Here is a 23,659-nt window from a genome sequence, read left to right as displayed (position 1 = left end):
TGGCTCAAACGCGAACTATTTCAAGTCGGCAATCAAACGTTGAAGCGGAAGTGCATCACGTCGCCGTCCTTGACGACGTACTCCTTGCCTTCCGAACGCATCTTGCCGGCTTCCTTGGCGCCCGCCTCGCCGTTCAGCTTGACGTAGTCCTCGTAGGCGATGGTCTCGGCGCGGATGAAGCCCTTCTCGAAGTCGGTGTGGATCACGCCGGCCGCCTGCGGGCCGGTGGCGCCCACCGGGATCGTCCAGGCGCGGGCTTCCTTGGGGCCGACCGTGAAGTAGGTCTGCAGGCCCAGGAGCTTGTAGGCCTCGCGGATCAGGCGGTTCAGGCCCGGCTCTTCCAGGCCCAGGGTCTCGAGGAACTCGGTGCGCTCGGCTTCGTCCAGCAGGGCGATCTCGCTCTCGATCTGGGCCGAGATGACCACGCTGTTGGCGTTGTCGGTCTTGGCGCGCTCGGCCACCAGGTCCGAGAACTTGTTGCCCTTGTCGGCGCTGGCTTCGTCGACGTTGCAGACATAGAGGGCCGGCAGCGAGGTCAGCAGCTGCAGCATGGCCCAGGCCTTGGCGTCTTCCTTGTCGACCTTCGCGGCGCGGGCCGGGCGGCCGGCGCGCAGCTGCTCAAGCGCCAGGTTGATCAGGCGCAGGGTGGCGATCATTTCCTTGTCGCCGCCGCTCTTGGCGCGCTTCTCGACGTTGGGCAGGCGCTTTTCCAGGCTTTCCAGGTCGGCCAGCATCAGCTCCATCTCGATGATCTCGAGATCGGCGATCGGGTCGATGCGGCCTTCGACGTGGGTGATGTCGCCGTCCTCGAAGCACCGGGCCACGAAGGCCACGGCGTCGCAGTCGCGGATGTTGGCCAGGAACTGGTTGCCCAGGCCTTCGCCCTTGCTGGCGCCGCGCACCAGGCCGGCGACGTCGACGAAGTTGATGCGGGCCGGGATGATTTCCTTGGAGCCGGCGATGGCGGCCAGGGCGTTCAGGCGCGCTTCGGGCACGGCCACGTCGCCGGTGTTCGGCTCGATGGTGCAGAACGGATAGTTGGCGGCCTGGGCCGACGCCGTCTGGGTCAGGGCGTTGAACAGGGTGGACTTGCCGACGTTGGGCAGGCCGACGATGGCGACTTTCAGGGCCATGGAACTCTCGTGAATTTCGTTGGGCGGGCGCTTAGCACGGATCGCGCCGGAAGTCCGCCCTCACCACATCGGATCGATGTCCGCGCCCTTCAGGGCTTCGGCGATGCGCTGGCGGGTGGCGTCGGTGACGTCGTCGGGCAGTTCGTCGGGATGGAACCAGCCGATCTCGTGAATCTCGCCCTGCTGGGCCGCTTCGCACGGCTCCCAGGCGTGGACGCGGTAGAAGAGGACGTGGTCGCCCGGGTGGCGCGGCTCGTTGCTGTGCACCGACAGCAGGGTGGGGCGGCCGATGACGCGCACGCCGGCTTCTTCCTGCATCTCTCGGATCAGCGAGGTCTCGGCGACCTCGCCGCGCTCGACCCCGCCGCCCGGCAGGTACCAGCCGGGGACATAGGTGTGCTGGATCATCAGCACGCGGCCTTCCGCGTCGGTGGCGAGGCCGCGCACGCCCAGCGTCAGGCCTCGGGTCATGCGGAACCAGGCATAGATGAAGGGACGGGTGTAGGGTTCGACTTTACGGCGCCAGAGCATGGCGCGCAGGCTAGGCTGTTTCGGCGGCGAGGGGCAGGCCTTGCTCCACCGAACATTGGCCGCTAAAGCCGGAGGCGAGGAAACAACAACCAAGCCGGAGCGGCGCCAACATGCTCGCGATCCTGATCATCGCCATCTTCCTGGGCGTCATCGTCGGCCTGAACGCCTTCGAGTTCGGCCGCATCGACTGATGCAGTCCGCGCGGCGGTTTCCCGCCGCGCTCGTTCTCCCTAGTCCCCCACCCGCGCCATCAGCCGCCGGCCGCCGGCGCGCATCAGGAAGCGGGTCTCGGCATTGGCCGGGATGCGGGGGTCGTCCCACAGCGCCAGCTGCAGCCAGGCCTCGACGCGCAGGCGGCGGGTGAGGCCGCGCGCCGTCTCGAAGGCGTCGCCCAGTTCGCGCACGGCCCGGGCCTCGACGGCCTCGGCCACCGCCTCGCCGTCGGCCAGCATCGGGTCGGCCCCGGCCAGCACCCAGGCGCGCACGTCCTCGCGGGCCTCCAGCGACGGCGTCATCTCCTCGGCGAAGAACAGCGGCCAATGGGCCAGCGGGCGGCGGCCATTCGAAAGGTCGCCGGCCGCCAGCTCCAGGGCGCGGCTCAGGAGCTGGTCGCGGGCCACGGGGGAATGGGCCAGATCCTCGGCGTGCAGCGACAGGCGCGTGGCGGCCTCGCGCGGCGTGGCGCCGGACGAGGCCTGCTCCACTTGGTCGGCGGCGGCCAGCAGGGCGGTCGCGGCGGCGGTGCTCAGGCCGTGGCCGGGGCTGGGGCAGGGGCCCGGCGCGTCGTCAGCCGTCATTGCGCACCGCCAGCACCTTGATCGAGCGCACCCGGCCGCCGGCCTCGGCCCACGAGAAGCGCTGACCGGGCTTGAGGCCCAGCAGCGCCGCGCCGATCGGGGCGGTGACCGACACCCGGTGCTCGTCGATGCTGGCCTCGTGCGGCAGGGCCAGGCGGATGGTGCGCATCCGGTCGCGGTCGAGGTCGTGATAGTCGACCTCCGAACCCAGCCGCACGCGGTTGGCGGCCAGGACGCCCTCGACCACGGCGGCGCGCTCGAGCTCGACGGCCAGCAGGGCTTGCCCAGGCGCGGCGCTGGGATGGGCGACCAGGGCGGCCAGGGCGTCGTAGTCCTCGGCGCAGACGGTGATCGGCGGACGCGGATCGCGTTTGGAAACGGGCGGGGAGGCAGGCATCGAGGCGCTCCTGGCGTTTGGCCATGCGGCATGGCGCGGCGTCGCAGCCCTAGGCCGCGCGCCGTAGTAATGGGGGTATGGGCGCAAGTTTTCTGGACCTCGACCGGTTATGTGTCGAAGTCTTGCGCAACGCTGTTGTCGATGTGGTTTTCGTCCCAAGCCCGGCGCAGGCGCGTCGATAGGGGCTCGGGACTAGGCTCCTGCGATGAGGTGGCCCGCCCTATGCTGCTCGCGATTGAAGAATTCGATGCGATACATGGTGACGGCATCATAGGTCAGGCAGCGCTGCTGTCAAATCAGGCAATCGGTGACGAGCGCCGTTCGCACGACATGGGTCGCCGAGGCGGCTGGCGGCGGCTAAACGGGTCGTGGGTCCTTCGCGTCCGGAGAGTCGTTTCCATGTTCCGTCGTCTGTCGGCCGCCATTGTCGTCGCCGCCCTGCTGGCCGGTCCCGCCCTGGCCCAGGACCCCAATGCGCCGCCGCCGACCGAGGCCCACTACGCCACCGCCCGGGCGATGATCGCCGACCGCCAGAAGATCGTGACGCCGAACGGGATCCAGGTGATGGAGCAGGTGAACCTGAACGGCCTGCCGCAGTGGGTGTCGATCCGCGGAACCGACAAGAGCAATCCGGTGATCATCTACGTCCATGGCGGGCCGGGCGCGACCGAGATGGGCCGCTCCTGGCCCTACCAGCAGGGCTGGGAGGACTATTTCACCGTCGTGCAGTGGGACCAGCCGGGCGCGGGCAAGACCCTGCGCTCGGGCGGCGAGGCGGCCAACCGCACTCACCTGTCGCGCGCCCAGATGACCAAGGACCTGCTGGCCCTGATCGACGACGTGCGGACCCGCGTCGGCGCGCGCAAGGTGATCCTGCTCGGCCACTCTTGGGGCAATGTCATCGCGATGGACGCGGCCATGGCCCGGCCGGACCTGGTTGCGGCCTATGTCGGCGTCGGCCCGCTGTTTTCCCTGCGCGCCAATGAGGCGGCCCAGTACGAAGCCCTGCTGAAGATCGCCGCCGAGCGCAAGGACGAGACGGCGCTGGCCGAGCTGAAGGCCCTGGCGCCCTATCCCGGCGACGGCGAGATCCCGTTCGCCAAGGTCAATGTCGTGCGCAAGTGGGTGATGGCCTACGGCGGGCTGGCCGCCTATCGCGACAACGCCGACTTCTATTTCCGCGCCGCCCGCCTGTCGCCGCTCTACGACTATGCCGACCGCCTGGCCATCGACCAGGGCGGCCAGCTGTCGGTGCCGGCCCTGCTGCCCGACATGGCCGCAGTGGATCAAACGAAGATCGCGGCGACCAAGTTCCCGGTCTTCATGTTCCTGGGCCGCCACGACATCACCACGCCCTCGTCGGTGATCGAGCCGTGGCTGACGCGGCTGAAAGCCCCGAAGAAGCAGCTCGTCTGGTTCGAACACTCCGCCCACCTTCCCCCGCACGAGGAGCCGGGCAGGTTCCTGGTCGAACTGGTGGAGAAGGTGCGGCCGCTGGCGGTGGAGAAGCCGGCGAAGTAGGGCGATCGGCTCAGATGCCGACCGCCTTTCTCAGAAGTTCGTTGGCCCGGCTTTGCCAGCCGGGGCCGTCCTCGCGAAGCTTGTCGATGACGTCTTGGTCAAGGCGCAGGGTCACCTGCTTCTTGGGCGTTTCGAGCTTCGGGCGGCCGCGCCGAGTCAGCGTCCCTGTCGCGGGGCGCAGGACGCGGTCGCCGTCCTTCAGTTCGGCCCGATCGAGCGCCTCGTCGGACCATTCGGGCGCGTCATCCGGATCTGTCCAGACGGGGCGCGTATCGTTGTTGTTCCCTGTCATTGCACTCTCTCATCGAGATGATGCGTCGTGCCTGACCTCGTGGTGTCCAAACCACCATGACCATTCGGCCGTTGAGGCGGCCGATCGTCTGGTAGCGGATCTCCCCATACTCGACGCGATCATCCTCTAGGGTCAGCTGCCTGCCTTCGAAGACGAAGCTCGCATCGGAAAAATCCAGCCCACGATGGGTCAGGGTCAGCGAGCGCTTAGTCTCATCCCATTCGAGTTCCATCATCGATTGTCGCCTTGGCGCTAAGCGGTTTCACATCTGCTCTTCCGTCAAGCGCGTCGGCGACCGCGCAGAATTTTTGTAACGTCAAAAAGACCACGAGTCAAATTTTGTAGTTACAATAATGCGTAGCGGTCGCACATGCTTTCGTCACCCGCTATGACCGTAGGAAGATCCAGCCCGCGTCGGATATCGAATGACCCATTCGCTGACTTCTTTCTCAATCCCGCGCGGCGGCGCGCTCGTCACCGGCGCGGGCCGGCGCATCGGGCGGGTGCTGGCGCTGGAGGCGGCGCGGGCAGGGTATGACGTGGCGGTGCACTACCGCACCGCGCGGGACGAAGCCGAGGCGGTGGTCGCCGAGATCGTCGCGCTGGGCCGCCGTGCGGTCGCCGTGCCGGGCGAGCTAGCCGATCCGGACATCGGCACGGTCCTGGTCGGGGCGGCGTCGCGGGCGATCGGGCCGCTGACCCTGCTGGTCAACTCGGCCTCGACCTTCGAGGACGACCGGATCGGAGGCGTGACGACCGACAGCTGGAACCTGCACATGGACGCCAACCTGCGCGCGCCGGTGCTGCTGGCCCAGGCCTTCGCCGCGGGCTTGCCGACGGGCGACAAGGGTCTGGTGGTCAACCTGGTCGACCAGCGGGTGCTGAAGCCCAATCCGCAGTTCTTCAGCTACAGCGTCTCCAAGGCCGGCCTGTGGTGGGTGACGCGCACCCTGGCCCAGGACCTGGCGCCGGCCATCCGCGTCAATGCGATCGGGCCGGGGCCGGTGCTGGCCTCGATCCACCAGGCGCCGGGCGAGTTCGAGGCCGAGGCCGCGGCCACGCCCCTGGGCGGCCCCGTCGATCCGGCCGAACTGGCGGCGGCGATGCGCTATCTCATTGACGCGCCGTCGGTCACGGGCCAGATGATCGCGGTCGACGGCGGCCAGCATCTGGCCTGGCGCACGCCCGACGTCCTCGGTTCCTGAAGGCCCCCGCCCTTGTCCGCCTCCCCCCTCTCCGAAACGCCGTTTCCGGCGCCCGCCCTCGCAAAGGTCATCGTGACCAAGGTCTTCGTGCGCGGCCTCAAGGTCGAAGCCGAGATCGGCGTCTACGACCACGAGCACGGCCGCGTGCAGCCGCTGGTCATCGACGTCGAGCTCGACGTGGCCGCCAGCCACTGCGAAGAGCTGGGCGACACGGTCAATTACGAGACCATCCGCACCGCCGCCCAGGACATCGCCGCCGCCGGCCATATCGACCTGGTCGAGACCTTCGCCGAGCGCCTGGCCCAGGCATGTTTCGACGACCATCGCGTCACCCGCGCCCGGGTGCGGGTCGAAAAGCCCCTGGCCCTGGCCCCGCACGCCGCCGCCGCCGGCGTCGAGATCACCGCCGTCCGCGGGTGAGCGAGCTTTCCCACAGCGCCCGCCTGGCTCCGTTCCAGCCCGAAACGGCCTGGACCCTGGAGGGCGGGACGCTGGTGGAGCGCCGCGGCGCGCGCGAACGCCGCTTCGACCTGGCCCACCTTCGCCGCTTCCGCCTGGCCATGCCGCGGGGCGGCGGTCGCCAGCGCGCCCTGATGCTGAGCTTCGGCCGCCAGCGCGTGGCCATCGCCTCGCAGAGCTGGCGGGGTCCCGGCCTCTATGACGACAGGCTGGAAAGCTTCTCGCTGCTGGCCCGGGCGATCGCCGCCGTCGGCGCCGACCTTGCGCCCCATGCCCGCTTCGAGACCGCCGGCTTCAAGCTGCGCGACGCCACGACCCTGGTCACCGGCCTGCTGGCGGTGGGAATGGGAGCGCTGCTGCTGCTGGCGATCTCGTCGTCGATGCGGGGCATGGCCATCGACCTGGCCGCGCGCATGGGCTTCCTGCTGCTGCTGATCTTCGCCGCCCTGCCCTGGCTGCCCCGGGGCGAGGCGCTGGACCCGCACGACCTGCCGGCGCGCTGGCTGCCGTGAGGCCTTGCCGCGGCCCGGCGCGCGCTCTACCTCCGAGGCCATGATCAGCTACCGCCCCTCCTTTCCCGACGACGGCGAGCGCATCGTCGAGATCTGGCGCCGCGCCGTCGACGCCACCCACGATTTCCTCAAGCCCGAGGACCGGATCGCCATCGAGGCCGAGGTCACCGCCTTCCTGCCGAGCGCGCCGATGTGGGTTGCGGTCGACGAGGCCGACGTCGCCGTCGCCTTCATGCTGCTGGAGGGCGCGCACATGCAGGCGCTGTTCGTCGATCCCGACCATCGTGGGACGGGCGTGGGCCGCAACCTGGTCTCCCTGGCCCAGGCCACGCAGCCGACCCTGACCACCGACGTCAACGAACAGAACGCCCAGGCCGTGGGCTTCTACGAGCGGATGGGCTTTGCGGTCACCGGCCGCTCGCCCGTCGACGGGCAGGGGCGGGCCTATCCGCTGGTGCATCTGCGCAAGGGCGGCTGATCGGCCGTCCTTTCCTAAGCTTCATTTGCATCGGCGCGCGTTTTTGGCGAGCATCCGCCAAACATCGCCTTTCGATCCAGGAAGCCCGTGACCGACGTTCAGCCCGACCCCGCCGTCCCGCCCACCCCGCAGGACGACAAGACCCTGCCGATCATCGCCTATGCCTGCTACATCGCCGGCTGGGTGACGGGCATCTCGCCGGTCATCGGCGTGATCCTGGCCTATGTGTTCACGGCCTCGGCGCCCGAGTGGCTGCAGAGCCACTACGTCTTCCAGATCCGCACCTTCTGGCTGTCGCTGCTGTTCGGCCTGGTCGGCGTGCTGACCCTGATCATCGGCATCGGCGCCCTGATCCTGATCGCCGTGGGCATCTGGGTGACCGTGCGCGCGATCGTCGGCCTGTCGTGGCTGCTGAAGGGCGAGGCCTATCCGACGCCGCGCAACTGGATGCTCTGAGGCCCGATGAGCGACCTCGCCCCCTCCGTCGCCCCGCAGGCCGAACGCCACTCCGAGGACAAGATCGTCCCGGCCGTGGTCTACGGCCTTTACCTGCTGGGCTTCAGCAACGGCCTGACCTTCTTCATCGGCCTGATCGTCGCCTATGTGCAGCGCGGCCAGGCCGGGCCGATCAACGAGAGCCACTACACCTTCGCGATCCGCACCTTCTGGCTGTCGATCGCCTGGTTCCTGCTCGGCGGGGCGCTGGTGCTGTTCGGCATCCCGCTGTCGCTGGTGCTGATCGGCGTGCCGATGATCATTGCGGGGGTGGCGATCATCTCGGCGATCAGCCTCTGGTTCGTCGTCCGTTGCATCGCCGGAATCGCCTTCCTCGTGCGCGGAGAAGCCTATCCCAGGCCGCGCACGTGGTTGATTTAGAGGCAGGAACGGCCGTCGGCGCCCGCATGGGCGACTTCCAGGTTATCAACGTTCCCCTGACGGGCGAGTATGCTCGACGCCGGTCGCCCGGTCCTATGACTTTCCGCCCCTGGCGGAAGTAAGTCGTGGAGGGGGCGACATGCTGGCTCGCATCGTAGGGATCATCTTGGGGCTGATCCTGACGACGTCGGGATATGTGATCTCAGGCCTGGGCACGCTGGGGACGTGGGCCCTAGGCTGGGATCTCGGCCCGTTCGAGCCGCATCGGACGACCGCCGGCTGGGCGGCGATGACGTTGGGGGGAATCCTTCTCGTCGCCGCCCTGCTGCCCCGCAAGGGGACGTCGCGTCGGGGGACGCGACGCAGGAAAGGGAGCGCTCGCGGGGGCGAGCGTTCCCTGACCAAACCTTTCGACATGGACGGGCCCGCGCCGGCGACTCTGGCTATGACGCCGGTCGTCATGACGCCTCCTTCGCCGCCCGCCCACACCGCCACGCCGCCCGTTTCCGCGCCCGCAACCGTGGGCGCCACCGAGTTCGAGATCCTGCGGGCCGAGATGCTGGCCCTGTGCGGCTCGGAGGCCTGGAACCCGGCCGCCCGCGTGCTGGCCCGGCTGGTCCGCGTGGCCGAGAGCGACCGCGAGCGGACGATCGCCTATCGCGACCTGGGCGACTTCGCCGCGGCGCAGGGCCGCCATGACGACGCCGCCGAGGCCTACGAGGAAGCCGTCTCCTACGCCCGCATGGTCAGGAAGGCTCAGCCCAATGATCCGTCGACGGACGAACTGCTGGCCGGCGCCCTGGCCGGCGTGGGCGACACCGCCGAGGCCGAGGGGCGGCTGAACGAGGCCCTGGCCGCTTTCGAGGAGGCGCTGGCCCTGCGCCGTTCGCCCGGCGGCCGCGAAGCCGCCGATCCCGGCGCGCAGCGGGCGCTGTCGGTGGCGCTGGAGCGGCTGGCCGACCTGCGCGAGGATCGCGGCCACCGCATGCGGGCGCTGGATCTCTACCGCGAGAGCTACGACGTCACCGCCCGCCTGGCCGCCGCCGACCCGGCGCGCTTCGGCCTGGAGCTGGTCGCGACCCGCGCGCGCCTGGAAGAGATCGAGGCGAGGGTCGCGGGGTAGGGCTCTTTCTCCTCCACCGCTTCGCGGTCCCCCTCCCCCGCTTGGCGGGGGAGGAGAAAGGCCGCTTGTGGCCAAGCTTTTCGCCCGCCATCATCCGCCGCTTTCGGGGGCTTGCGTCCCCCGCTCTGGGGGAAGTCATGGTCTATCTGCGCTGGCGGCGCTTCATCGAGATGGCGTCGCTGGATCGTCCGTGGCTGGGCGACCTGATGGAGAAGCGCAAGGGCGAGGCCTTCCGGGCCGCTCCGGTCGAGCGCTGGGACCAGGAGTATCGCGACGGCGTCTATGACCGCCTGCATCGCTCGGACCAGCGCCACCATCACCGCCTGCTGGCGGCGATGATCGCCGACCGCTGGCCCAGCCCTCGGGTGCTCGAGATCGGGGCCGGCGAGGGGGTGTTCTTCGAGGCCCTGCGCAATCACCGCCCCGCCCGTTATGTAGGCGTCGACTTCTCCGAGCCGGCGGTGGCGACGGGGCAAAAGCGTCTGTCGGCCGAGATCGCCTCGGGCCAGGTCCGGATGCTGCTGGGCGATGGCCGCACGTTCGCCGCCGACGAGACCTTCGACGTGGTGGTGTTCTCCGAGTGCATCGAGCATCTGGGGCAGGTCGAGCCGCTGATCGACCACTACCGGCCGATGTTGGCGCCCGGCGGGGCCGTGGGCCTGACCATGTGGCTGTCGCTCAAGCCGCTGCGCCTTTGGCGGACGCTGAAGGCGATGGGCGAGGTTCACGACGAGGCCGTGGTCAACACGCCGTGGGGCGGCGGCTGGCTGGTGGCGACGGTGGGCGTGAAGGACTGAGGCTGGCCCACGAGGAACCTCCCCCTCTGGGGGAGGCGATCGCGCAGCGATCGGTGGGGGGAGTGATTGCGGCCCATCCAACGCTCCGGAGGCTGAGAACGGCCCCCCACCGGCCTTCGGCCGCCTCCCCCACAGGGGGAGGTTCCTCGAGAGTGGAGGGCCGGAGGGGGTTCTCCACGGCCAATAAAAAACCCCGGAGCGTTTCCGCCCCGGGGTCCTTCAATTCAAAGCTCGAGCCAGCCTTACGCCGGGACGACTTCCTCGCGGCGCACCAGGGCGGCGTAGGCGTCCATCAGGCTCAGCGACAGCTTGCCGGGCGTGAAGGTGAACTCGCCGATCTCGGCCACCGGGGTGACCTCGGCGGCGGTGCCGACGATGAAGCACTCGGAAAAGCCGGCCAGCTCTTCCTTCTCGATGTGGCGCTCGACCACCTCGATCCCCTGGCCCTTGGCGATCTCGATCACCGTGCGGCGGGTGATGCCGTCCAGGAAGCAGTCGGGCTTGGGCGTGTGCAGCACGCCGTCCTTGACGAAGAACACGTTGGCGCCGGTCGCCTCGGCCACGTAGCCGCGGTAGTCCAGCATCATCGCGTCGGTGTAGCCGTCCTTCTCCGCGGCGTGCTTGGAGATGGTGCAGATCATGTAGAGGCCGGCGGCCTTGGCGGCGACGGGGGCCGTCTTCGGATCCGGGCGGTTATACTTGGCCCAGGTCAGGCGGATGCCCTTGGCCTTCAGGGCCGGGTCGAAGTAGCTGGGCCAGTCCCACACGGCGATGGCCACGTGGATCTTGGTCTGCTGCGCCGAAACGCCGATCATCTCGCTGCCGCGCCAGGCGATGGGGCGCACATAGCAGTCGCTCAGGCCGTTCTTGGCGGCGGTCGCCTTGCAGGCCTCGTCGATCTCGGCCACCGTGTAGGGGATCTCGAAATCGAGGATTTCGGCCGACTTGAACAGGCGCTCGGTATGCTCGGTCAGCTTGAAAATCTCGCCGCCGTACATGCGCTCGCCTTCGAACACCGACGAGGCGTAGTGCAGGCCGTGTGTCAATACGTGCACCTTCGCCTCGCGCCAGGGAACGAACTGGCCATCCAGCCAGATCCATCCGTCGCGATCATCGAAGGGAACGAGAGACATCGGTCCAAGACCTCCTTATTTGGAACCCGGTCCTTAGACGCCCGAGGAGCCGGAAGGTCAAACGAAATGGACGCTCGAGCATGACGCCACACGCCGATCCCCGCCTGATCCTGCGCGAGGAGGAGCTCGACGGCGGCCTGGAGTTGATTCTCCTGGCCGAGGCGGCGCTGTGGGCCGCGGTCGACGGCGTCCTGGAAACCGAGGGGCCGGGCCTGGGGCGTTCGCACTGGCGGGCGGCCTTCCTGCTGCGCCGGCGTCCGGGCATCGGCGTGCAGGACCTTTCCAAGCTCACCAGCCTGTCCAAGCAGGCGGCCAGCAAGACCCTGTCGGACCTCCAGCGCCTGGGCCTGGCGGAAAAGGCATCAGGCGATCTCGACGCGCGTCGGCGGCCTGCGGTGCTGACCGAGGCCGGCAAGGCCTTCGAGGCGCGCGTCAGCGAGCGGCTGCGGGCCCTCCTGGGCCGGGCCTATCGCACCGGGGGGCTGGACGGGGTGCCGGGGGCGAGGCGGATTCTCGCGGCCCTGGCCGGACCACGCCAAGGGGTGGGCGTCAATCGAAGGGAGGCGCTGTGAGCCCCGAGGAAAGACGCGATCGCCACCTGCTGGTGGTCGACGACGACGACCGCATCCGCGAACTGCTCAAGCAGTTCCTCAGCCGCGCCGGCTTCCGGGTCAGCGCCGCGGCCGACGCCGCCCACGCCGACCGCCTGATCGGGGTGATGGACTTCGACCTGCTGGTGCTCGACGTGATGATGCCGGGCGAGGACGGCTTCGCCTTCACCAGGCGGGTGCGGGCCAAGGGCGGCGAGGTCGGCCGCATGCCGATCCTGATGCTGACCGCCCGCGACACCACCGGCGACCGCATCGAGGGCCTGACCCACGGCGCCGACGACTACCTGGCCAAGCCGTTCGAGCCGCAGGAACTGCTGCTGCGCATCGAGTCGATCCTGCGCCGGGCCGCGCCCAAGCCGATGGGGCCGCAGGAGATCGTCATGGGCGACTGCGCCTTCATGCCCGATCGCGGCGAGCTGACGAGAGCCGGCGCGCCGGTGCGCCTGACCGAGGCCGAGGTCGCCCTGCTGCGCCGCCTGGCCCGGGCCCTGCACGAGCCGGTCGACCGCCTGGAGCTGGCCCGCGACACCGCCGACGCCACCGGCCGGGCCGTCGACGTCCAGGTCACCCGCCTGCGCCGCAAGATCGAGCCGGACCCCAAGAACCCGCGATACCTGCAGACCGTGCGGGGGGTGGGTTATCGGCTGGCGCCGGATTGATGGGTGTCGGCATCCAGATCCTCCCCCTGAAGGGGGAGGTGGCGCGAAGCGCCGGAGGGGGAAGTATCTGCGGGGCTGGGGACTTCACTTCCCCCTCCGTCGGCTGCGCCGCCACCTCCCCCTTCAGGGGGAGGACCTAAGTCATGCGCCTGCGCACCCGCCTGTTCATTCCGCGCCAGATCAAGCGCTGGCTGCCGACCTCGCTGTTCGGCCGCAGCTTGCTGATCATCGTGCTGCCCGTGGCGGTGATGCAGATCGCCGTCACCTGGGGGTTCTTCGACGCTCACTGGGAGACGGTGAACAGCCGTCTGTCCGAGGGGCTGGCGGGCGACATCGCCTGGGCCGTGGCCACCTATCAGGATGATCCCAGTCCCGAGGCCGTCGAGCGCATGGCTCAGCGGGCCGAGGACACGATGGACCTGTCCATCGCCCTGCTGAAGGGGCGCGATCTGCCCACCGGGCGGCGGCCGGCGATGTTCGCCTCGCTCGACCGGTCGATGCAGCGGGCCCTGGAGGAACGGCTGGACGAGCGCTTCTGGTTCGACGCCTCGGACCGCTACACCGCCCACGTCCAGATCCAGGTGAAGGTCAGGGAAGGGGTGCTGCGCATCTACGCCCCGCGCGACCGCGCCTTCGCGACCCAGGGTCACATCTTCATCCTGTGGATGGTGGTGGCGACCATGCTGCTGACGGCGATCGCCATCCTGTTCATCCGCAACCAGGTGCGGGCCATCGAGCGCCTGGCCGACGCCGCCGACGCCTTCGGGCGGGGGCTGGATCCGGAGTTCAAGCCGCACGGCGCGCGCGAGGTGCGCCAGGCGGCCCAGGCGTTCCTGGCCATGAAGGCCCGCATCCAGCGCCATATCGAACAGCGCACGGCCCTGCTGGCCAGCGTCAGCCACGACCTGCGCACGCCGCTGACCCGCCTGAAGCTGGAGATGGCGCTGGCCGAGCCCGGCCCGCAGGTCGAGGCCATCAAGCGCGATCTCTCCGAAATGGAGCACATGATCGACGAGTACCTGGCCTTCGCGCGGGGGGAGGGCGGGGAAGCGCTGCAGGAGGTCGAGCTGGCCCCGCTGATCGCCGGCGTCTGCGCGGCCGCCGAGCGCGGCGGTGCGCGGGTCGAGACCGTGCTCGAGCAGGATCTCGTGGCCAACCTGCGGTCCAGCGCCTTCAAGCGCGCCCTGGCCAACCTGGTCGACAACGCCGCCGCCCATGGCGACACCGTCCGGGTCACGCTGGAGGCGCGGCTGACGGGCGGGGTGAACATCGTCGTCGACGACGACGGCCCCGGCATTCCCGAGGACCGCTACGAGGACGCGTTCAAGCCCTTCAACCGCCTCGACGAGTCGCGGAACCAGAACGAGAAGGGCGTGGGGCTAGGCTTGGCGCTGGCCCGCGACATGGCCCGCGGGCTGGGCGGCGACCTCGTTCTGGAGCGCTCGCCGATGGGCGGCCTGCGGGCGGTGATGCGCCTGCCGGGCTAGAACGGCGCCGGGATGCGGCCCTGGATGAGGATCCGGGGCCGGGCCTGCGACGCGCCCTCGACCGAGACGTCGTACATCAGGTGGACGCTGTCGCCGAGCGGCCGCGGATGGCGGCTGATCCACAGGCTCCAGCGGCCGTCCTTGTCCTTGCGCAGGTGATAGAGGCCGGGCAGCGGCAGGGCGGCGAAGGCGGCCGCCTCGCCTTTCGGGCAGGCGGGCGGGCCGCTGATCGTGTCGCAGGCCAGGCTGGCCTCGGCGCGCTGGCCCAGGGCCTGCTGACCGACCAGCCAGGCCAGGAGCTGCGCGGCCTCCTTCGGCGCAGCGCCCGAGACCGTGGCGAAGCCCTCCAGGCTCTTGCCCTGGCAGGCGGCGCCGACGGCCAGGGTCTGCCTGGCGCCGACCTTGCCGGGATCAGGCTCAATCGTCGCGTCGCCGCCGCCCGGATCCTGGCGATAGCGCAGCCCGACCTCATGGATGCGGCGGCTGCAGACGCCCGGCGCGATCGGCGTGGGGGCGTCGCCGAACTCGAAGCGGCCCATCACGGCCAGCATGTGGTCGGGACTGAACCGCTGCGCCGTCGGGGCCGCGTCGGCCGGCAGCAGCGCGCGGGCGGCCGCTCGGTTGGCCGGCGTGTCCGGCGAGGGCGCCTGGGCCAGCGCCGGGCCGGCGATCCCAAGGACGAAAACGATCGAAAGGGCGGTGCGCAGCATGGCGCGAGGCTCCCGTGTTTTCGTGTTGCGCGCAATGGCCTTGAATGCATCCATTGGTTGATTATCTGCGATGTTCGCCTTTCCCGTATCCGCGCCAGGCAAGGGGCCGCGTCATGAAAATCAGGGATATTCAGCAGCAACTGGCCGCGCGCGGTTACACGCCGGGGCCGATCGACGGGATCTGGGGGCGCCAGACCATCGCCGCCGTCCGCCGTTTCCAGGGCCGGCATGGGCTCGAGCCCGACGGCGTGGTCGGGCCGCTGACCCTGGCGGCGCTGTTCCAGGGCGCGCCGGCGGCCGCCGCCCCGACGCCCTCGTCCCTGACCGGCTTCGACGATCCCAGCCTGGTGTGGTTCCAGGAGGCGCGCCGCCTGATCGGCACGCGCGAGAAACCCGGCAAGGGCGACAATCCCGAGATCCTCGACTGGGCCTCCGAGCAGGGCCTCAAGAACATCTACACCGGCGACGACATCCCCTGGTGCGGCCTGTTCGTCGGCCATTGCGTCAGCAGCACCCTGGACCGCGAGGCCACGCCCTCGAACCTGCTGACGGCCCGGGCCTGGGAGCGGTTCGGCATCCCGATCGCCCCGACGCCCGGGGCGGTGATGGTGTTCTGGCGAGAGAACCGGGGCGGCGGCAAGGGCCATGTCGGCTTCTATGCCGGCGAGGACGAGGCCGGGGCCTACCGCATTCTCGGCGGCAACCAGTCCGACAGTGTCTCGCTGGCCTGGCTGGGCAAGGACCGCTTCCTCGGCGCCCGCTGGCCCGCCACCGTGCCGCCGCCGGTCCCGCGCGCGATCAAGGTGACGCGGACGGCCGGCCTGTCGTGGAACGAGGCCTGACTAGCGAGCGGGGGGCGTCTTGGACACCCGATCCGCCGAAGCGATGAGACTGCTCAGAATGCGTGAGCAGGCCAAGAACAGGCCCGCCCCGCCGATGCATGCCGCGACGTGGAACGCGTTGATCGAAGCGGCCGTGAGGAGCAGCGGTCCCAGAAGGCCGGCTGAAAGCGTGATCCAGCACAGGGGCCAGGGCATGCGTCCGGCGAACATGCCGATCCCGCAAGCGACGAGGCAGGGGGGAAGCAGCAGATACTCGGAGCGCATGGGGCCTCTGTCTCGCAATCGGTCAGGCGGCGACCAGAGGCTCGATCGCCTCCAGGTCGGCTCGGCGCTCGATCACGGCTTTCGAGAGGTCGTGCTGGGCCTGGAGGTTCATCCAGAACTGCGCGTTTATGCCAAACACTCGCTCCAGGCGCAGGGCGGTGTCGGGGGTGACGGGCTGGGTTTCACGGGTCAGGCGTTCGATCCGCGTGCGGTCCCTCAATCCCATGGCCTTGGACAGCGCCCCGGCGGTCAGGCCCATCGGCGTCATGAAATCCTCGCGCAGGATTTCGCCCGGATGCGGCAGGGGGCTGACGAGATCGAGGTCCAGGAAGGTGGCGCTCATCGTTGCATATCCTCAGTGATAGTCGCCAAACCAGACGTCCTCCGGTCCGTCCGCGCCCCACCGGAAGGTGATGCGGAACTGGTCGTTGACGCTGACCGACCATTCGCCCGCCCGATCGCCTTCCAGCGCGTGCAGGCGATTGCCTGGCGGGATCCGCATGTGGGTCACGTCTGTGACCGCATTGAGCTGGGCCAGGACCCGTCGGGTTCGGCGTACAAGGTCGGCGGGGAAACCCTTGGGCGAATGACCCAGGAAGACGGCTCGGGCCGCCTCGCTTCGCCAGCTCTGGATCATCGACGTTTCGAGCTCAAACTGTAGCGCGTTGCGCTACGCTGTCAATGGTGTTGTAGCGCGATGCGCTACATATGGCGATTCCCCTACTGCCGGGTCGGACGCCAGTCGATGGGCAGGGACAGCCAGCGATCAGCGACCGGCTTGCCCTCGGCGTCCTCGGGCTTCATGCGGAACAGACGCGATAGCTTCAGCGACGCCGCGCCGAAGTCGACGTTCTGGGGTGTCTCGGCTTGCACGACGCAGCTGGAAAAGGCGCCCTTGGCGGTGATCTGGCAATCGAGCCGCACATGTCCTTCGGCCCGGCCGGCGCGCACCGGATAGTAGCGGCGCATGTCGAGCGCGGTCGGGGTGCGGGTCCAGACCGGGCGGATGACGTAGTCGCGGCTCTCTTCGGCGGCAGCCGGCGACGCGCCAGCCAGGACGGCCGCTACGGCGGCGCAGATGATGGCGAGCTTGCAGGTCAATGAGCGAACGTCCCCCGACGACTATGGCGGCGCCACTATCGGCCGTAACGGCCCGGGCTTGCAACCTGGTCTCAGAACCCCGCGCCGACCTTGCCCAGTTGCTCGGCCATCTGTTTCAGGCGCTTGTCGAGCTCGGCCATGGTGCGGTTCAGCGCGCCCTCGTCGTCGCGCCAGACCTGCAGGGTGCGGGCCCAGACGGCGGTCATGGCCGCCAGCCGCACGGGTGTCGCCTCGATCCCGGCTGCCTCCAGGATCGCGCGGGCGGTCTTGGGGAAGCGGACGGCGACGCGGGGCAGGCCTTCGGATTTGGAGATGGCGATGAGGGCGTGGCGGTGCGGCTCCATGGCCTCGACCCGGGCCATGGCCGCGTCGAACAGGCGGTCGTGGGCGGCCGCGCCCTCGCCGGCGTCGGCGTTCAGCGCCGCCTGGTCGAAACGCCGGGACAGGTGGGCCAGCACCTTGGCCTTGCTGTCGGCCTTCACATAGAGCTCGGCGAACGGCGCGCCGGCCGCGATCGCGATGTCGCGCAGGGCGATCTGCGGCCAGGGACGGTCGGCGGCCAGGGAAAGCGCGGCGGCGGCCGCGCGGTCGAGCAGGTCTTCGGCGGGCGTGGTCATGGCCAGAGACATGGCCGTGCGGGCCTGCGCTGACAAGGTCGGCGCTTGCCTCGCGGCCGTAGTTCGGGGAAAGGGGCGGCCATGAGCCTTTCCTATTTCCGTTGCGACTGGGCCCACGAGAGCGCCGAAGAGCCCGTGTCGATCTTCTACGAGGTCGACGACGAGGGCCGGGTGCTGCGCCTGATCGACGTTTTCCGTGACGGCAGCCGCGAGCGCGACGCCGTCGCCAACTATGTCGGGCGCGAGCACGAACTGCCTGGCGAGGACAGCCTGTCGGAAGACGACTTCCACGATTCGGTCGAGGCCCTGCTCGACGATGAAGACGTGGTCGAGGGCGAGGATCGCCTGTCGCTGACCCCCGTGGAGGCCTCGGTGTTCGAGGCGGCCTGGCGGCTGGACGCCTGAGGGGGCGAAACCTCGCCCTTCTGCAGGCTCAGGGGGAGGTTTGTGGCTGGCCGGCCATTTGCAATGGTCCTCATCTGAGCTTGTCGAAGGACGAGGACCACGCGCTGGATCTACCCCAGCAGCCACCTCAGGCCGGCCGCGGCGACGATGCCGATCGGCACGACCGCCAGCATCGGCAGGCGCAGGGCCGCCAGGAAGGTGATCGCCAGCGCGGCGAGGTCGGCCGGTCGCGGCGAGACGAAGTGCGGGGCGATCACCGCGATCAGCACGCAGCCGGGGGCCGCCTCCATCACCGCCGTGGCGCGCGGGCCCAGCGTGCGGTTGCGCAGCACCAGATAGCCGCCGATCCGGGTCAGGTAGGTGACGGCGGCCATGGCCAGGATGGTGGCCAGGACGGGCAGCGAGATCATGCGGTCTCTCCCTTCTGCGCGGAACCGGCCCACAGCCAGGCCGTGACCAGTCCGGCGATCGCGCCGGCCGCCACCGTCCAGGCGCCGGGCGCCAGCAGGTGACCGGTCGCGGCGACGGCCAGGCTGACCAACCACGGGCGCGCGGCGCGCAAGCCCGTCCACATGCCGCGCAGCAGGACGAGGAAGATGGCCGGGAAGGCCATGTCGAAGCCCAGGGTCTCGACATTGCCCAGCACCGGTCCGACCAGGGCGCCCAGGGTCGTGAAGACGATCCAGGCCAACCACATCGGCAGGGCCACGCCCATGTAGTGCGCCAGGCTGAAGGTCCCGCGCGCGCGGGCGTCGGCCAGGGCCATCGCCCAGCTCTCGTCGCACATCAGGAACAGGGCCGGCAGCACCCTCCGCTTGGGCAGGGCTTTCAGGAACGGCGCCAGGGCCGCGCCCATCAAGAGGTGGCGGCTGTTGACCATCAGGGTCACGGCGGTGATCAGGGCCAGGTGCGGCGGCGAGGTCCACAGGCCGATGGCCGCGAACTCCGACCCGCCGGCGAAGTTGAGGCCCGTCATCAGCGGGGTCTCCAGCGCCGACAGCCCCTTCTGGCCGGCCTGGGCGCCCAGCACCAGGGCGAACGGCACGAAGCCGGCGGTGACCGGCAGCGAAGCGACGAGGCCCCGCATGAATTCGGGCCTGGATCTGGAACGCAGTTCGGAGGGCCCGTCGCCAGGCATGGCGGCGGGAGCGCAGGTTTCGATTGTCATGGGCGACCGGGGGAGGAACGGTTGCGAGGAGGATTGGCAGCCTAGCGCAGAGCCTGCGCAATCGGGTTGCGATCATGCTCCCATATGATCGATGATTGGCATCCAGGCGAAGTTGATCGCCAGATATTGGTTCTCGATTCCATGAAGCTCGACGACATCGACCGCCGCATCCTGCGCGAGCTGCAGAAGGACGGCCGCATCCAGAACGCCGAGCTGGCCAAGCGCGTGGGCCTGTCGCCCTCGCCGTGCCTGCGCCGCGTACGGATCCTAGAGGAGACGGGGGTCATCGCCCGTTACGTGGCGGTGGTCGACGCGGCCAAGGTCGGCCGGGGCCAGACCTTTTTCACCCGCATCTGGCTGAACTCGCAGCACGAGGACGCCGTCGACCACTTCGTGGCCGAGATCAACAAGATGCCCGAGGTGGTCGAGTGCTACGTCATGCTCGGCGATTGCGACATGCTGCTGCGCGTGGTCGCCGCCGACATCGCCGCCTATCGCCGCTTCCAGGCCGAGCATCTCAGCCGCATCCGGGGCGTGCTGAACGTCAAGACCGACATCCCCGCCCAGACCGTGAAGCAGACCTACGCGGTGCCGCTGTAGAGTTTCTCCTTCTCCCATAGGGAGAAGGAGGGGCCCGCGCCGTCAGGCGTGGGAGGATGAGGGGTTACGCCTTTAACCGGCGTTCCGGCACGCCGTCGGGCGCCGTCGCCCCTCACCCTCCCATGCTGCGCATGGGCCCCTCCCTCTCCCCTCCGGGAGAGGGTCGCTACTCCGCAGCCGCCGCCAGTTCGGTCGCCGGGCGGTACTTGTCCAGCCAGTGCGCGTAGGGCGCCGGCAGGGTGGCCCAGGTGGGGCGCGCAACGCCCAGTTCCTGGGCCAGCTCGTAGGGGTAGTGCGGATTGGCCAGGTGGGCGCGGCCAATCATGACCAGGTCCATCTGCTCGCTGGCGACCAGGCTTTCGGCCAGGCGCGGCGCGTCCAGGCCCCAGGACGAGGCGACTGGCAGGCCGGCTTCCTCGCGCACGCGTTTGGCGATCGGCCCCAGGAACGGCGTGCCCCACGGAATGCTGGTGTTGGGGATCGTGAAGCCGACGCTGACATTCAGCAGGTCCAGGCCTCCGGCCTTCATCCGGCGAGTGAGGTCGATCGACTCGGCCAGGGTCTCCTCGTCGCGGCCGTCATATTCCAGCACGCCGAAGCGGGCGGTCAGCGGCAGGTTCTCGGGCCATTCGGCGCGGACGGCGGCCAGGGTCTCTTCCATGAACCGGCCGCGGCCGTGGGCGTCGCCGCCGTACTGGTCGGTGCGATGGTTGGAGTGGTGCGAAAAGAAGCTCTGGGCCAGGTAGCCGTGGGCGAAGTGCAGCTCCAGCCACTCGAAGCCGGCCTCGCGGGCGCGGCGGGCGGCGGCGGCGAAGTCGGCCTTGACCCGCTCGATGTCGGCCAGGGTCATCTCGCGCGGAACCTTGGGCAGGCCCTGTCCATAGGCGATCGCCGACGGGGCGATGGTCTGCCAGCCGCGCGGGTCGCCGTCGGCGATGTGGTCGTCGCCTTCCCAGGGGCGGTTGGCGCTGGCCTTGCGGCCGGCGTGGGCGATCTGGATGCCGGGGACGGCGCCGGCCGCCTTGATGGCCGCGGCGATCCTGGCCAGGCCTTCAGCCTGCTCGTCGGTCCAGATGCCGGTGCAGCCGGGGCTGATGCGGCCTTCGGGCGAGACGGCCGTGGCCTCGACGATCACCAGGCCCGCGCCGCCGCGCGCCAAGCCGGCATAGTGCGGCAGGTGCCAGTCGGTCGTGACGCCGTCCTCGGCGCTGTATTGGCACATCGGCGGAATGGCGATGCGGTTGCGAAGCTGGGCGTCCTTCAGGCGGAAGGGCGTGAACAAGGCGGACATCAGGGCGGGCTCTTTCGGGGAGGAAAGGGAGTGGAGGCGGCAGAGGTGTAGGTCCGGCCCGCCCGGCTCAAGTGCCGTTCGGGCGCAAGACCTGTGCCCTGGAGGCACAATGCCCGTTATTCGAGCGCCAGACCTAGGGCAGCAGAGCGGCCACGCCCGGGTGGCCCCCGGCTTGCGCCACCTGCCGCGCCGTGCGGCCGCTGGCGTCCTTCAACGTCGGGTCCGCGCCGTGCGCCAGCAGCCAGCGGACGGATTCGGCCTGTCCGAACTGCGCCGCGCCCATCAGTGGGGTGAAACCGCTCCCCGGCGCCTGCAGATTGATCTTGCCGCCGTGATCGAGGCACAGCGCCAGCGCGGTCAGGTCGCCGAGGGCGGCGGCGCCCATGAAGGCGCTGGCCGCGCTCTGGTTGAACTGGTTGGGATCGGCGCCGTGGGCCAGCAGATAGGCGCGGATGGTCGAGGCGTCCGCGCCGGGGCCGCCTTTCACCGAATGGGCGTCGCCCGCCACCATCAGGGCCGTGTCGTCATAGGCGTTGACGCCGTTGGGATCGGCGCCGGCCTCGATCAGTATCCGGACCATCTCCAGGTTGGCCTGGCTGGAGGCGCGGGCCAGCGGCTTGCAGATGTCGTAGGGGCCGCAGCGCGGCTCCAGGTCGGGCTTGCGGGCCAGGGCTTCGCGCAGGGCCGTGACGTCCCCGGCCTCGATGGCGGCCATGGTCGCCTCCTCGGGAGACGGCGCGCAGCCCGTGGTCAGGATCGCGGTGAGGACGAGACCAAACAGCTTCAGGCGCTTCAGGGTCACGCGGCCGGTCCGTAGCGGTTTTCGTCCGGCTTGCCCGCCAGGCACAGGAAGATCACCAGCAAACCCAGCGAGGCCATATAGGCCAGGTTGTTGGCGAACAGCGGCAGGAACAGGAACATGCTCGTCTCGTCGCCGGCGATCGCGCCTTCGAAGAGGACGGGGAACAGCGCGAGGCTGATCGCCAGGAACACCGCCGGGGGCAGGCCCCAGAGGCCCGAACGGCCGGTGTCGTGCAGGCGACGGGTCACGCCGGCGGCCAGGAGGGCGATGATCGCGACCGTGCCTGCCGCCATGATCCAGAAGAAGGGGCGAAAGCCCGAGCCCCCGTCCGCGAACGGATCGGCTGCGACAAAGGCGGCGGTGAAGATCGGCAGGATGGCCAGATTCATCGCCACCAGTCCGCCGACCACGACGAGGGCCGCGAAGGGCCAGAACTGTCCGCGCCGGTCACGGCCCGAGAAGCGACCGAGATTGGAAAAGCCGTGGCGGATCGAGGCGAGCATGGACGCGCTCCAGTAAAGCTTGCCGTCCAGCCTTAGGGGCGCCTGCCGCCGCAAGGCAAGCGGGTTGGGCGTCGTAGCGAAATTGCCGGTTGACCGCTGTCGGGCGCCGGGTTCCGGCGGCGCTCGTACGGTTGTGGGCCTGCACAGGCCGCCGGGGGCGGGCCCTTTCCGGCAAGAAGAAAGGCGGCTCCCTCGCGGGGGCCGCCTTCGTCTTTTCCGCGTCGCTGGCGGGCCCTCAGGCCACCTTCACCCGGGCGGCGCTCTCGGGCAGGTCCTGGCCGAAGGCGCGCTGGTAGAATTCGGCCACGGTCGGGCGTTCCAGCTCGTCGCACTTGTTGAGGAAGGTCAGGCGGAAGGCCAGGCCGATGTCGCCGTCGAAGATCTCGGCGTTCTGGGCCCAGGTGATCACCGTGCGCGGGCTCATGACCGTCGAGATGTCGCCGTTCATGAAGGCGTTGCGGGTCATGTCGGCGACGCGGACCATGGCCGCCAGGGTGCGCTTGCCCTCGGCGGTGTCGTAGTGCGGGTTCTTGGCCAGCACGATGGCCGCCTCGACGTCGTGCTCGAGGTAATTCAGCGTGGTGACGATCGACCAGCGGTCCATCTGGCCTTGGTTGATCTGCTGGGTGCCGTGATAGAGGCCCGTGGTGTCGCCGAGACCAATCGTGTTGGTCGTCGAGAACAGGCGGAAGTACGGGTTGGCGCGGATGACGCGGTTCTGGTCGAGCAGGGTCAGCTTGCCGCCGGCCTCCAGCACGCGCTGGATGACGAACATCACGTCCGGACGGCCCGCGTCGTATTCGTCGAACACCAGGGCGATCGGGCGCTGCAGCGACCAGGGAAGAATCCCTTCGCGGAACTCGGTGACCTGCTTGCCGTCCTTCAGGACGATGGCGTCCTTGCCGACGAGGTCGATGCGCGACACGTGGCTGTCGAGGTTCACGCGGACCAGCGGCCAGTTCAGGCGCGCGGCGATCTGCTCGATGTGGGTCGACTTGCCGGTGCCGTGATAGCCCTGGACCATCACCCGGCGGTCCTTGGCGAAGCCGGCGCAGATGGCCTTGGTCGTCTGCGGGTCGAAGCGATAGGCGCTGTCGATCTCCGGCACGTGGCTGTCGCGGTGCGAGAAGGCCGGGACCTTCATGTCGCTGTCGACGCCGAACGCGTCACGAAGCGTCACCCACTTGTCCGGGACCAGGGTGATCAGGGGATCGGCGGCGTGGCTGTCGGTCAGTTCGGGCATGGTTTTTCGATTAGCGCTCCGCCCTTGGGAGGGGAAGGGGGAATTGCAAGAAGATGCTCCCCCTGAAGGGGGAGCTGTCGCGAAGCGACTGAGGGGGAAGTT

General features: G+C 69.5%; 33 protein-coding genes. 15 read left to right on the top strand and 18 right to left on the bottom strand.

Annotated features, from left to right (window positions below):
• Positions 1-32: 32 nt before the first annotated feature.
• The 4 genes from ychF to ACODR1_RS01950 all read right to left on the bottom strand — a co-directional run bounded on the left by ychF (position 33) and on the right by ACODR1_RS01950 (position 2,858).
• Positions 33-1,133 carry a redox-regulated ATPase YchF gene (gene ychF, locus ACODR1_RS01965; RefSeq protein WP_277795312.1) on the bottom strand — a complete coding sequence of 367 codons (1,101 nt, stop codon included), beginning with the start codon at positions 1,131-1,133 and terminating at the stop codon, positions 33-35.
• A gap of 60 nt (positions 1,134-1,193) precedes the next feature.
• Entirely contained in the window at positions 1,194-1,664 is a 471-nt protein-coding gene (locus tag ACODR1_RS01960) for an NUDIX domain-containing protein (protein ID WP_488878945.1), read from the bottom strand.
• Positions 1,665-1,894: 230 nt separating this feature from the next.
• The gene (locus ACODR1_RS01955) at positions 1,895-2,461 is read right to left on the bottom strand and encodes a hypothetical protein (RefSeq protein ID WP_488878944.1); all 567 of its coding nucleotides are present in this window, start codon (positions 2,459-2,461) and stop codon (positions 1,895-1,897) included.
• Positions 2,451-2,858 (bottom strand): GreA/GreB family elongation factor, encoded by a 408-nt coding sequence (locus ACODR1_RS01950; RefSeq protein WP_488878943.1) that lies wholly within the window; start codon positions 2,856-2,858, stop codon positions 2,451-2,453. The genes ACODR1_RS01955 and ACODR1_RS01950 overlap by 11 nt, the downstream gene beginning before the upstream one ends.
• A gap of 399 nt (positions 2,859-3,257) precedes the next feature.
• On the opposite strand from ACODR1_RS01950, the gene ACODR1_RS01945 reads away from it, so the two are divergent.
• Positions 3,258-4,379: an alpha/beta fold hydrolase gene (locus tag ACODR1_RS01945; protein WP_488878942.1), complete on the top strand. Its 1,122-nt coding sequence runs from the start codon at positions 3,258-3,260 to the stop codon at positions 4,377-4,379.
• A 10-nt stretch (positions 4,380-4,389) separates the two neighbouring features.
• Here ACODR1_RS01945 and ACODR1_RS01940 read toward each other — a convergent pair whose 3' ends face one another.
• Both ACODR1_RS01940 and ACODR1_RS01935 read right to left on the bottom strand, forming a co-directional pair.
• The gene (locus tag ACODR1_RS01940; RefSeq protein WP_488878941.1) at positions 4,390-4,671 is read right to left on the bottom strand and encodes a BrnA antitoxin family protein; all 282 of its coding nucleotides are present in this window, start codon (positions 4,669-4,671) and stop codon (positions 4,390-4,392) included.
• Complete coding sequence (locus ACODR1_RS01935) at positions 4,622-4,903, bottom strand: BrnT family toxin (protein WP_488879154.1); 282 nt, start codon at positions 4,901-4,903, stop codon at positions 4,622-4,624. The genes ACODR1_RS01940 and ACODR1_RS01935 overlap by 50 nt, the downstream gene beginning before the upstream one ends.
• 193 nt (positions 4,904-5,096) lie before the next feature.
• On the opposite strand from ACODR1_RS01935, the gene ACODR1_RS01930 reads away from it, so the two are divergent.
• From ACODR1_RS01930 to ACODR1_RS01895, 8 genes are all read left to right on the top strand, one after another.
• Positions 5,097-5,876, top strand: coding sequence for an SDR family oxidoreductase (locus ACODR1_RS01930; protein WP_488878940.1), 780 nt, complete (start codon positions 5,097-5,099; stop codon positions 5,874-5,876).
• Between the two features lie 12 nt (positions 5,877-5,888).
• Positions 5,889-6,296, top strand: a complete 408-nt coding sequence (gene folB, locus ACODR1_RS01925) for a dihydroneopterin aldolase (RefSeq protein ID WP_488878939.1) — start codon at positions 5,889-5,891, stop codon at positions 6,294-6,296.
• The gene (locus ACODR1_RS01920) at positions 6,293-6,847 is read left to right on the top strand and encodes a hypothetical protein (RefSeq protein WP_488878938.1); all 555 of its coding nucleotides are present in this window, start codon (positions 6,293-6,295) and stop codon (positions 6,845-6,847) included. The genes folB and ACODR1_RS01920 overlap by 4 nt, the downstream gene beginning before the upstream one ends.
• 40 nt (positions 6,848-6,887) lie before the next feature.
• Positions 6,888-7,325 (top strand): acetyltransferase, encoded by a 438-nt coding sequence (locus ACODR1_RS01915; RefSeq protein ID WP_488878937.1) that lies wholly within the window; start codon positions 6,888-6,890, stop codon positions 7,323-7,325.
• 87 nt (positions 7,326-7,412) lie between these two features.
• Positions 7,413-7,781 (top strand): DUF4870 family protein, encoded by a 369-nt coding sequence (locus ACODR1_RS01910; protein ID WP_488878936.1) that lies wholly within the window; start codon positions 7,413-7,415, stop codon positions 7,779-7,781.
• A gap of 6 nt (positions 7,782-7,787) precedes the next feature.
• On the top strand, positions 7,788-8,201 hold the full coding sequence (locus ACODR1_RS01905) for a DUF4870 family protein (protein ID WP_488878935.1): 414 nt from the start codon (positions 7,788-7,790) through the stop codon (positions 8,199-8,201).
• A gap of 445 nt (positions 8,202-8,646) precedes the next feature.
• Complete coding sequence (locus tag ACODR1_RS01900) at positions 8,647-9,324, top strand: hypothetical protein (RefSeq protein ID WP_488878934.1); 678 nt, start codon at positions 8,647-8,649, stop codon at positions 9,322-9,324.
• Positions 9,325-9,461: 137 nt separating this feature from the next.
• A complete protein-coding gene (locus ACODR1_RS01895) occupies positions 9,462-10,121 on the top strand; it encodes an SAM-dependent methyltransferase (RefSeq protein ID WP_488878933.1) in 660 nt (219 codons plus the stop codon).
• A gap of 242 nt (positions 10,122-10,363) precedes the next feature.
• On the opposite strand, the gene ACODR1_RS01890 is transcribed toward ACODR1_RS01895, so the two are convergent.
• The gene (locus ACODR1_RS01890; protein ID WP_488878932.1) at positions 10,364-11,254 is read right to left on the bottom strand and encodes a branched-chain amino acid aminotransferase; all 891 of its coding nucleotides are present in this window, start codon (positions 11,252-11,254) and stop codon (positions 10,364-10,366) included.
• 80 nt (positions 11,255-11,334) lie between these two features.
• Between ACODR1_RS01890 and ACODR1_RS01885 the strand changes: the two genes are divergently transcribed.
• From ACODR1_RS01885 to ACODR1_RS01875, 3 genes are all read left to right on the top strand, one after another.
• Entirely contained in the window at positions 11,335-11,826 is a 492-nt protein-coding gene (locus ACODR1_RS01885; RefSeq protein ID WP_101716807.1) for a MarR family winged helix-turn-helix transcriptional regulator, read from the top strand.
• Positions 11,823-12,524 (top strand): response regulator, encoded by a 702-nt coding sequence (locus ACODR1_RS01880; RefSeq protein ID WP_116490292.1) that lies wholly within the window; start codon positions 11,823-11,825, stop codon positions 12,522-12,524. Before ACODR1_RS01885 ends, ACODR1_RS01880 begins: the two co-directional genes overlap by 4 nt.
• Before the next feature lie 143 nt (positions 12,525-12,667).
• Positions 12,668-14,011 (top strand): ATP-binding protein, encoded by a 1,344-nt coding sequence (locus tag ACODR1_RS01875; RefSeq protein ID WP_488878931.1) that lies wholly within the window; start codon positions 12,668-12,670, stop codon positions 14,009-14,011.
• Here the strand turns inward: ACODR1_RS01875 and ACODR1_RS01870 are convergent.
• A complete protein-coding gene (locus tag ACODR1_RS01870) occupies positions 14,008-14,721 on the bottom strand; it encodes a hypothetical protein (RefSeq protein ID WP_488878930.1) in 714 nt (237 codons plus the stop codon). The genes ACODR1_RS01875 and ACODR1_RS01870 overlap by 4 nt on opposite strands.
• Before the next feature lie 113 nt (positions 14,722-14,834).
• Here ACODR1_RS01870 and ACODR1_RS01865 point away from each other — a divergent pair, with 113 nt between their 5' ends.
• On the top strand, positions 14,835-15,563 hold the full coding sequence (locus ACODR1_RS01865) for an NlpC/P60 family protein (protein WP_488878929.1): 729 nt from the start codon (positions 14,835-14,837) through the stop codon (positions 15,561-15,563).
• A 286-nt stretch (positions 15,564-15,849) separates the two neighbouring features.
• Here the strand turns inward: ACODR1_RS01865 and ACODR1_RS01860 are convergent, their stop codons facing one another.
• The 4 genes from ACODR1_RS01860 to ACODR1_RS01845 all read right to left on the bottom strand — a co-directional run bounded on the left by ACODR1_RS01860 (position 15,850) and on the right by ACODR1_RS01845 (position 17,545).
• Positions 15,850-16,170 carry a HigA family addiction module antitoxin gene (locus tag ACODR1_RS01860; protein ID WP_488878928.1) on the bottom strand — a complete coding sequence of 107 codons (321 nt, stop codon included), beginning with the start codon at positions 16,168-16,170 and terminating at the stop codon, positions 15,850-15,852.
• Positions 16,171-16,182: 12 nt separating this feature from the next.
• On the bottom strand, positions 16,183-16,464 hold the full coding sequence (locus ACODR1_RS01855; RefSeq protein ID WP_488878927.1) for a type II toxin-antitoxin system RelE/ParE family toxin: 282 nt from the start codon (positions 16,462-16,464) through the stop codon (positions 16,183-16,185).
• Positions 16,465-16,547: 83 nt separating this feature from the next.
• Complete coding sequence (locus ACODR1_RS01850) at positions 16,548-16,928, bottom strand: TonB family protein (protein WP_488878926.1); 381 nt, start codon at positions 16,926-16,928, stop codon at positions 16,548-16,550.
• A gap of 71 nt (positions 16,929-16,999) precedes the next feature.
• A complete protein-coding gene (locus tag ACODR1_RS01845) occupies positions 17,000-17,545 on the bottom strand; it encodes a TetR family transcriptional regulator (protein ID WP_488879153.1) in 546 nt (181 codons plus the stop codon).
• An 81-nt stretch (positions 17,546-17,626) separates the two neighbouring features.
• Between ACODR1_RS01845 and ACODR1_RS01840 the strand changes: the two genes are divergently transcribed.
• Entirely contained in the window at positions 17,627-17,950 is a 324-nt protein-coding gene (locus tag ACODR1_RS01840; RefSeq protein ID WP_277795290.1) for a DUF6881 domain-containing protein, read from the top strand.
• A gap of 110 nt (positions 17,951-18,060) precedes the next feature.
• Here the strand turns inward: ACODR1_RS01840 and ACODR1_RS01835 are convergent, their stop codons facing one another.
• Positions 18,061-18,360: an AzlD family protein gene (locus ACODR1_RS01835; protein WP_277795289.1), complete on the bottom strand. Its 300-nt coding sequence runs from the start codon at positions 18,358-18,360 to the stop codon at positions 18,061-18,063.
• Positions 18,357-19,037 carry an AzlC family ABC transporter permease gene (locus ACODR1_RS01830; protein WP_488878925.1) on the bottom strand — a complete coding sequence of 227 codons (681 nt, stop codon included), beginning with the start codon at positions 19,035-19,037 and terminating at the stop codon, positions 18,357-18,359. Before ACODR1_RS01830 ends, ACODR1_RS01835 begins: the two co-directional genes overlap by 4 nt.
• Positions 19,038-19,259: 222 nt before the next feature.
• Between ACODR1_RS01830 and ACODR1_RS01825 the strand changes: the two genes are divergently transcribed.
• Positions 19,260-19,718, top strand: coding sequence for an Lrp/AsnC family transcriptional regulator (locus ACODR1_RS01825; RefSeq protein ID WP_488878924.1), 459 nt, complete (start codon positions 19,260-19,262; stop codon positions 19,716-19,718).
• 166 nt (positions 19,719-19,884) lie between these two features.
• Here the strand turns inward: ACODR1_RS01825 and ACODR1_RS01820 are convergent, their stop codons facing one another.
• The 4 genes from ACODR1_RS01820 to cobS all read right to left on the bottom strand — a co-directional run bounded on the left by ACODR1_RS01820 (position 19,885) and on the right by cobS (position 23,557).
• Complete coding sequence (locus ACODR1_RS01820; protein WP_488878923.1) at positions 19,885-21,009, bottom strand: NADH:flavin oxidoreductase/NADH oxidase; 1,125 nt, start codon at positions 21,007-21,009, stop codon at positions 19,885-19,887.
• 133 nt (positions 21,010-21,142) lie between these two features.
• Positions 21,143-21,811, bottom strand: coding sequence for an ankyrin repeat domain-containing protein (locus ACODR1_RS01815; RefSeq protein ID WP_488878922.1), 669 nt, complete (start codon positions 21,809-21,811; stop codon positions 21,143-21,145).
• On the bottom strand, positions 21,808-22,314 hold the full coding sequence (locus ACODR1_RS01810; protein WP_488878921.1) for a DUF805 domain-containing protein: 507 nt from the start codon (positions 22,312-22,314) through the stop codon (positions 21,808-21,810). Before ACODR1_RS01810 ends, ACODR1_RS01815 begins: the two co-directional genes overlap by 4 nt.
• Before the next feature lie 235 nt (positions 22,315-22,549).
• The gene (cobS, locus tag ACODR1_RS01805) at positions 22,550-23,557 is read right to left on the bottom strand and encodes a cobaltochelatase subunit CobS (RefSeq protein ID WP_116490305.1); all 1,008 of its coding nucleotides are present in this window, start codon (positions 23,555-23,557) and stop codon (positions 22,550-22,552) included.
• Between the last annotated feature and the right edge of the window lie 102 nt (positions 23,558-23,659).

It is taken from the genome of Caulobacter sp. FG7 (assembly GCF_057808875.1).
Note: the sequence above shows the minus strand (reverse complement) of the source record. Positions and strands in the feature narration are given on the sequence as shown.